Here is a 7630-nt window from a genome sequence, read left to right as displayed (position 1 = left end):
TTCAAGCAAGGCCGCTTGCTCGGCCTGGGCCTCCAGGGCGCGATCCTGCAGGGCGTCGGCTTGAACCTCTGCGTCTGCGCCGGCCTGGCGGGCACCGGCAAGCGTGGCGCGGGCGGTTTGCTGCGTCTGCTGCTGCAGTCGCTCCCTGGGAATGCTCATGGCCTTGGCTCCTTTTTAGCGGCTAAAGCTTCATCGGGACAACCCTCGCCCCAGCTTGATGGATGACGGGGCGACTTGCGCCTTGTCACCATCGTATTTGATGCTGGAATTGCTCCCGATTTCAGGTACTTTATCGAAATTCGCCCGGTCATGCTGGACGAACTGTTTGCCGACCTGTTGATACACATGATCTTTGTCGGCATGGACGATCACTCCATCGTGGCTCTGGCTCTTGTCGGCCTTGGTGGATAGGTGGATGTTGTAAATCCCCGGCTTGATCGGGCCGGCTTTTTCGACCTTATCCGTGGCCCACTGTCCTCCCTGCTCGCTCTGAACGAGCCTCTGCCCGTTCATCACAAGAAGGCGCTGTTTCATTCCAATACTCCTAGACTCATGGGTTAAAAAAAAGCTGGTCTGGCATGCCAGCGCGAATAAGGCCAGCCATACCGCTTGAGTCGCCGTTGTAGGCCTCGATTGACGCCTGGGTCATGCTGGCCTGACTGACCCCGCTCCAGTCGATCCTGTGGCCCGCCTGCTGGGCCAGTTGCCCGATGAACTCACGCTGCGTCCTGCCGTTCCCTTCACGGAAGGGATGAAGCACGTTGATTTCCCCGAGATAGTGGCCGGCCCGCTTGCTGAACTCGTCGGCATCGAGGCCGCGCAAGAGCTGTTCCTTGGCAAGCTGCCCAAAGAGCTGCTGCGCCGCGCTCTGGATCGCAACCTGCCGGGCAAACATGGTGCTGCCTTTCGAGATTTCGACCTGGCGGATTTGGCCCGCCCAGTCGTACACGTCGCCAAAAAGGCGCTTGTGAATTCGCTGCAGGTGCGCTAAATCGAATTTGCCTTTAACGGGCTGCTCGCGCAATTCGCTGGCCCGCAAAAAGGAAAGGGTGGATTCGGCTTTATCGAGTCCACCCTGTTCCTTGATTCCAAGGAGATTGCGGAGAACACCCGTTTCGCTGTCCAGGTAAGGATCGCCGCGATCCCCGGCGTATTTCATGCCATTTCTAGCCGCATGCGCGCCTTGTACTGGTCCACGGCGGCACCGATGGTCATCTCGCCACGCGCCCAGCGCTCGGCGTCGGCCACGGCCTGCGCATCGGGCTCTAAGCCCTCGATGCGCTGGCTCGCAAGGGCGCTTTGCACCACGGCGCGGCGCTCGGTCTGTTCCTGCTCTGCGATCATGATTTTTGCCCCTCGGATGTAGCTGCCAAACAACATGCCATTTTAGCGCAAAACCCCCGAAATATCAGTCCTTTTTGGTACGTGAAACGGCCTTATCGGCTTTTTCCGAGTCTCGGAATGCGGCCATCAATTGCGTGTGCTGCTCCTTGAAGGCTTCGAGCTGGCCGCGCAGCCCTGCCGCCTCTTCCCGCGCCGCAGCCGCGTCCCGCTGCGCCTGGTCGCGCTCGGCCTGGGCACCAGTGAAGCGCTCGACCATGCGCGCCGCTTCCTGGGCGGCCGTCTTGCGCTGCTCCTGGTGCGCCTCTGCCTGGGACTCCGCACGGGCCTTGACGCCGGCCAGCTCGCTCCGCAACGCCTCGACCTGGACCTGAGCCTGGCGTAGTTGGTCGGCCAGCTTGACGCCTTCGGCCTCGGCCAGCTCCTGGCGCTGCTGCACCTTGTCGCGTTCGGTGCGCAGGCTATCGGCCGTGGCCTTGGCCTGGGCGGCGGCAGTCTCGGCCTCGGCGTGCGCGTGATCGAGTTCGGCGCGCAGCTCACCCGCCCGACGCTCAATTTCTTCGGCCCGGCCCTCGGCCACGGCGGCCCGCTGCTGCATGCCCAGCAGGGCGGTATGCCCTTCCTCGATCTGCTGCCGGCTCGCCTCGGCCAGCTCGGCCGCCTGGCGAGCCGCCGCCTCCAGCTCGGCAATGCGGCCCTGCGCCGCCTCCAGCTCGGCCGCCTGCGACTCGTAGGCGTCGGCCATCTGTTTGTTCAGCGTCTCGGCCTCGATGCGCTCCGCGTCCCAGCCCGCTTGCGCAGCCCGAAGGGACTCGTTCGCCAGCTCCTGGGCCTCCTTCCACAAGGACGCCAGCGCGGCGCTGCTGGCCTGCTGAACGGCCTCGGGCACCTGGACGGCCACCGGGGCCGCCTGGGCGGTCTGCGCACGCCTCCATTCCTTCATGCCGGCGCTGGCGTCGTTCATGTTGACGCGGGCGACCTTCCGCACGGCATCGACCGTGGGAAAGGCGGCCCGGCCGGCCTGCTCGTAGAGCGAATCAGCGGCGGCAAAGATGCGGTCGCGGGTGTCTTTGGCAAGTTCCATGGTGCGCGGCTCCGGGTTGAGTAATACGATAATAAGAATTATATTATTATTATTATTCTTACCTCTCAAGCGTTTAGCTAAACTTTTTTTAGCGGCTAAAACCGTGGGACGAAAAAAAAACCCGCCGGGAGCGGGCGGGCTTGTGGGGTGCGGCGTGGGCCTGGGCGCGGCCCTGCGGGGGAATCAGGGCTTGGTTTAGCCTTCCAGCAGGGCCACCAGAGTGACGCTGCTCAAGTTGGCTTCAAACTCTTGGCCGTCATCCTCGTACTTCAACCAGGCGAAGCCCTCGGCCGGTGGGCGACGGTTGAGGATCAGCCGGGCAGGGCGTTCGTTGTGCTGCACCTGGACGATGGCCTTTTTCAGCTTGTCGGGGTCGGGCTCCTTCTCTTCCTTCTTGGAGTCAGAACCTGAACCCTGCTCGCCGTCGCCAGCTTCGGCGTCCGTCTTTCCGGTGAGTACGTCTACCGTATTCGGATCGCGGTCGTCGTCCTCGTGCTTGCGCTTGTCGTCCAGAAACTCGCGCAGCAGCTTGACCGAACCCCGCGTGATTTCCTGGTTCTCATCTTCCAGCCAGTCCGTGACCTCCTGCGGCTTCTTCTTGAACGCCGTCACCAGCTCGTTGACCACGGTAACGTCCTTGACGCGGCCCGAGTTGAACGCCTCGGCAATGGGATCAGGCAAGTCCAGCAGCGCGGCATGCTGCGTCACGAAGGCGGGCGACTTGCTGATGGCCTTGGCAATCTCGCCCTTCTTGACTCCCTTCGCCAGCTCGCGGCCGATGTAGTCGGCAATCTCGCGGGCCGTCAGTTCATTGCGCTGCAGGTTCTCCACCACCTGGTCGGCCTCGTTGTAGTCGTTGTCGATGAAGCCGGGGATCGTGGCCTTGTCGGCTCGCTTCGAGCCACGGAAGCGACGCGCGCCGTGGTTGATGAGGTAGCGACCAGGCGCATCCGGGTTGTCGCGCACGGAAATGGGGGTCTTGACGCCACGGAGGCGGATCGAGGCGGCCAGCTCGTCCAGGCTCTCGTCGGAGAAACCGGGGTTGTCCTCTGTGCGCGGCTGGTGCGGGTCTTCATCAATCAGGCCCATGTCCAGGTCCAGCGGCCCGCCACCGTTCGCGGCGGCCGTAGGGCCGGCCAGGAGCGCCGACAGGTCGCCCATGCCCTCCAGGCCCAGCCCACCGGCTTGCGGCTTCGCCTCGGCCTCGGGAGCGGCCTTTGCAGGCGTCTTCGACTTGGGGGCAATCTTCTTGTTTGCGGCGGTGCTCATTGCGCGATCTCCATCTTTTCAAAAACATAGGCGGCCAAAGCGCGAACTTCGTGCGTGGCCTTGCGGGCGGCGGTCTTCCTGATCTTCCAGACGGGCACCCCGGACGCCAGGGCGTCGGCAATGCTGCTGCGCAGGCCGATGCTGGCCGGCGCCATCAGCTTCGGATAGGCCGCCTGTAGCTCGACCTGGTGGCGCACATGGCGCGGGTTCCTCGCGTCTACCTTGGACGGCACCATGCCCAGGAACTGCAGGCCGGCGTTCTCCTTGCGGACGTTCATGATCGTGGTCAGCATCATCTTGATGCCCTGAATGCTGTACGCCTCCAGCTCGATAGGGGACAGCACGCAATCGGCTGCGTAGAGCGCGGCCACCAGGGCAACGCCAAGGCCGGGTGCCGTGTCGATCAGGCACACGTCGAACCCTTGGCCAGCCAGCGCCTTGAGGTTGGCTTTCAGGTTCTGCTTGGCCTTGTCCAGCGGCAGAAAAACGGCATTGGCCAGCTCGGGATCTGCTTCGATCAGGGCCAGGCGTGCGCCGTCGCTATCGGCCGCGGCTGCGCCTCGCCAGCCATCGGCCGGCACCGGACCAAAGAAACCGCTCGCCCGAGCCTCGATCTTGTACTGCGCCAGGGTGAAGGAGGCATTGGCTTGCGTGTCCAGGTCGATTACGGCAACGCGAAGGCCACGCTCCAGGAAGTCGAACGCCAGGTGAACAACACTCGAAGTCTTCCCGACTCCGCCTTTCTGTTGAGCGACGACCAGGGTTTTCATTTCTTGGGTTCCTTCTTCTTTGTCGCCGCGTCCTCGGCCCACTTCTTGACGATGAACGCCTGATGCTCCGGCAGCACTGCCGAAACCCGCTCGTACCCCTGGGGTACGTTCTTGGACGAAAACGCCGCCCACACCCTGCTCACGGCCTGCGAGACTGCCCCTTTGGTCAGTCCCAGCGACGTGATGAAAACCGCTTGCGGCTGGCCCAAAACCAGCACGCCCCGCGCTATTTCGATGGTCTGCTGGCCCACGTCCAAGCCCTTTATGCACGCCTGGAACTGGGCTTCGGTTAGCCGTTTCTTCATGGATTGCACCCATATCATTGACTCCGCGCCTAGTTAAAAAAAGCTGGTGACAGCCAGCACCCATAAGACAAAGTTTAGCTAAACTTTGTCCTTGAGTCAAGCGTTTTAGCCGCTAAAATTTTCTTTGGCACGAAAAACGGCCCGAAAAAACGGGTCACCTGTTAATGCGCCTTTGCCTGGCGGATTGCGCGTACTGCCGCACCCCTGGCAAGCGCTTCCCGCCAGCACTCGGAATCGAGACTGCACGCGCTGCGCGTAGTGCCGTCCGGCATGTCGTAGAACACTGCCGGGCGGCTCTCGATGAGGCTTTCGATGCGCAAGGCCGATGCATCAAGCCCAAGGTCGCCCGCAATCACGGCCAGCGCCTCACGTCGCTCGTCTTCCTCCTTGGCGTTCAACCGGGCCGCGTCAGCGGCACCCAGGAAGATCGTCATCAACGGCCCGACTGTCGAAACCGAACCGTTGGCAAAACAAATGTCATACGACCCACCGGCCGCGTGTGGATCAACACCTTCCACCAGCTTCCACGGATCAAGGCCCCATTCCTCCGACTTCTGGCTGTACCAGTAGGCCGGTGCATCGCCGTTCAGGTCGCTATCGGCGTAGGCCCGGACCAGCACCGCCACCCGGCCCGTGTTCGGGCACACGTAGCCAAGCGGATAAGGGCGCAGCATCTTCGTCATGTCAAATTCCTTTGGGCTTGTAGATGGATACGAAATACGTCAAGGCCACCAGCACAGCGAAGTGCGCGAGGAACGTCCAGCCGGCGAAAACGCCCGGCGTGTTCCAGTGGTAGACCATGCGGATGAACTGAAAAAACACGTCAATCGAGACGATCCATTTCAGCAGCGGCCACACCAGGACGACGACAACCCAGACGGCCTTGACCACGGGCGCGAACAGGCCCCGGCGCGGCGCGGCAGGCGCTGGCTTCTCCTGCGCTGCCGGCTCCGGTGCGACCTCGGCGGGTGCCTCGGCCTTGCCTGGAAACTTGATGATGTTCGTCATCGCTTGACCCCTTTTCGCATTGCCTATCCAATGCAGGGTGCAACCGCGCCTATGGTTGGGCCTTTGGTGTGACAGCACCAGGGCCGAATGCCCCGGATCACTCCGGGGCGTTCCTCCTACCAATCAGCTCGGCGCTTCGCCTGCTCTACTTCCTCATAACCCCATTTCCCCTTGGCGTCGCCCTCCAGGCTCAACGCTGCGTAGTACGCCTTGGCGCGCAGCTCGGCCGCCTTGTTCAGCAACCCCGTTGCTTGCTCTGTCAACGCCGCTGCTTCGTCCATCACTACAGCGATTTGATCGCGTCGAGCGGGAAAGTCGGTAGCGGGTGCGCCTGCAAGTTGATCGACCCACGGCATGATCGGTGCCTTGTTCATCGGATGGTTCTCCGGTTATTGACCTGAGCGGCATGCCCGGCCTTCTAAGTAACATGATAGGGCAAAATGCCCTAGCTGTCAACTGATTTAACGAAATATTTTCGCTAAATTGCCGTGAAAATCTTCTTCCTTGGCGTAAAAATTCGGCGCAGCCGGGGTATTCATGGCTTTAGCCGCTAAAGCGGCTAGCTAGTCCTTCTTCCAGATTTGGCCCAAATTGCCGAAGTCGCACAGCAAGGCCCATGCGGCATAGGGGATGGCCGAATCCCCGCCGATCCAGCGGCGCACGGTTCTATCGCCCTTCGCCCCCAGCCCGAGGGCTTTCGCGGCTTGGCCTCCCGTGAAGCCCGCCGCTTTCAGCGCCTCGCGCACCTCTTCGCCGGTCGGCTGCTCCCAGCCGTCGTTTGCGGGCCGCAGGCATTCAAGCCTGATATTTGCCTCTGACATTGCATTGCTCCTGGTCATAGGATGCGCAAGGCATCCATGCTGTAAATCGACTCAATACAGCGCGGGTCTGAATCCACCACGCGCCGCCCATTCCGGTTGATTTTGTACGTTACGGGTCGATCCTCATGCGCGAACACCTGGCGGGTGTCTGCGGCAACTTTGGTCACGACCACTTTTTTGCCTATGTCCTTGGCGAAAACAGGATGGTGGACGCTCTTGATCTGGCACCGAACGCCCTTGAAAAACGCCTCTGTCGCCGGGGGTTCCTCGTAGTAGTAGTAGTCGTCGCTCTCGGCAGCAGGGGAGGGCGCTACGTCTTCTTCCTTGGCGTCGATCCGGGCCGGCACGGCCTTGGCGGCCCCCCTGGCCGCCTTGACTTTCAGGCGCGCAGCTTCGGCCCACTTCTTGACGATGAATGCCTGGTGCTTGGTCAGGACGGCATCCACCAGCACGAACCCGGACGGCAGTGGTTCGGCCAGGTCATCGGCTCCCACCGGCTCGATGGCCCGCGCCCGCCTGGGCGGTTGCGCCATGCCAGCCAGCCAGGGGCGCACCGGCTTGGCGGCATGCCTGTTTTGCGCTTCGGCTGTCAGGTAGCGACGATGCGCTTTGAGATAGCCGGCGAACACGGCGGCGGCCACCTGGTCAACGGTCATCCCGCCCTGTGCCGTCTCGAAATGCGAACGGTAGCCCGTCTCGGAGATAAATGGCCCGTCCAGGTCAACGACATGGAACGCGAAATGCCGATCCAGCAGCGAACCAAAGCCATCACCGACTTCCACCAGGCAGCGCACGCCGGCCGACTCCATCAGGAATTCCCCCGACTGGCCCCACATCGGCACCACGCCAGGCGCGGCGCTGCAATGTAGCTCGATCAACGTGCCGGCCGCCTCGGGGTTCCCGCCATCCTTGCAGCCTTGGTACGTGCCGCCGTTGAGCTTCCAAATGCTCGCGTCGTAACGATTCGCGGCTGCTTCGGCGGCAGCGCCGTCGCTTGCCAGCACGGCCGCGTGACAAGCGGCCACGGCCTCG

12 protein-coding genes are annotated in these 7630 nt (G+C 62.5%); all 12 read right to left on the bottom strand.

Annotated elements, in window-relative coordinates; genetic code table 11:
- Positions 1-189: 189 nt before the first annotated feature.
- Positions 190-534, bottom strand: coding sequence for a KfrB domain-containing protein (locus VIR09_RS00235; protein WP_332010543.1), 345 nt, complete (start codon positions 532-534; stop codon positions 190-192).
- A gap of 16 nt (positions 535-550) precedes the next feature.
- Positions 551-1159 (bottom strand): Fic/DOC family protein, encoded by a 609-nt coding sequence (locus VIR09_RS00230; protein ID WP_011171676.1) that lies wholly within the window; start codon positions 1157-1159, stop codon positions 551-553.
- Entirely contained in the window at positions 1156-1344 is a 189-nt protein-coding gene (locus tag VIR09_RS00225) for an antitoxin VbhA family protein (RefSeq protein WP_011171677.1), read from the bottom strand. Before VIR09_RS00225 ends, VIR09_RS00230 begins: the two co-directional genes overlap by 4 nt.
- A gap of 64 nt (positions 1345-1408) precedes the next feature.
- On the bottom strand, positions 1409-2425 hold the full coding sequence (locus VIR09_RS00220; protein ID WP_011171678.1) for a DNA-binding protein: 1017 nt from the start codon (positions 2423-2425) through the stop codon (positions 1409-1411).
- Positions 2426-2620: 195 nt separating this feature from the next.
- Positions 2621-3694, bottom strand: a complete 1074-nt coding sequence (locus VIR09_RS00215; RefSeq protein WP_011171679.1) for a transcriptional repressor gene korB — start codon at positions 3692-3694, stop codon at positions 2621-2623.
- Positions 3691-4464 carry a ParA family protein gene (locus tag VIR09_RS00210; RefSeq protein WP_162572150.1) on the bottom strand — a complete coding sequence of 258 codons (774 nt, stop codon included), beginning with the start codon at positions 4462-4464 and terminating at the stop codon, positions 3691-3693. Before VIR09_RS00210 ends, VIR09_RS00215 begins: the two co-directional genes overlap by 4 nt.
- On the bottom strand, positions 4461-4769 hold the full coding sequence (locus VIR09_RS00205) for a transcriptional regulator KorA (protein WP_332010527.1): 309 nt from the start codon (positions 4767-4769) through the stop codon (positions 4461-4463). The genes VIR09_RS00210 and VIR09_RS00205 overlap by 4 nt, the downstream gene beginning before the upstream one ends.
- A 161-nt stretch (positions 4770-4930) precedes the next feature.
- Positions 4931-5452 carry a DUF2761 domain-containing protein gene (locus VIR09_RS00200; protein WP_162572163.1) on the bottom strand — a complete coding sequence of 174 codons (522 nt, stop codon included), beginning with the start codon at positions 5450-5452 and terminating at the stop codon, positions 4931-4933.
- A gap of 1 nt (position 5453) precedes the next feature.
- Positions 5454-5777 (bottom strand): KleE stable inheritance protein, encoded by a 324-nt coding sequence (kleE, locus tag VIR09_RS00195; RefSeq protein WP_075122821.1) that lies wholly within the window; start codon positions 5775-5777, stop codon positions 5454-5456.
- A gap of 116 nt (positions 5778-5893) precedes the next feature.
- Entirely contained in the window at positions 5894-6151 is a 258-nt protein-coding gene (gene kleA / locus VIR09_RS00190) for a stable inheritance protein KleA (RefSeq protein WP_011171685.1), read from the bottom strand.
- Between the two features lie 189 nt (positions 6152-6340).
- The gene (locus VIR09_RS00185; protein ID WP_011171686.1) at positions 6341-6598 is read right to left on the bottom strand and encodes a helix-turn-helix domain-containing protein; all 258 of its coding nucleotides are present in this window, start codon (positions 6596-6598) and stop codon (positions 6341-6343) included.
- A 14-nt stretch (positions 6599-6612) separates the two neighbouring features.
- Positions 6613-7630, bottom strand: a 1018-nt coding sequence (locus VIR09_RS00180) for a klcB (RefSeq protein WP_332010513.1), incomplete at its 5' end; no start/stop codon positions are given.

Origin of the sequence: Achromobacter sp. (assembly GCF_036567245.1) — a bacterium.
Taxonomy (GTDB): domain Bacteria; phylum Pseudomonadota; class Gammaproteobacteria; order Burkholderiales; family Burkholderiaceae_B; genus Achromobacter.
Note: the sequence above shows the minus strand (reverse complement) of the source record. Positions and strands in the feature narration are given on the sequence as shown.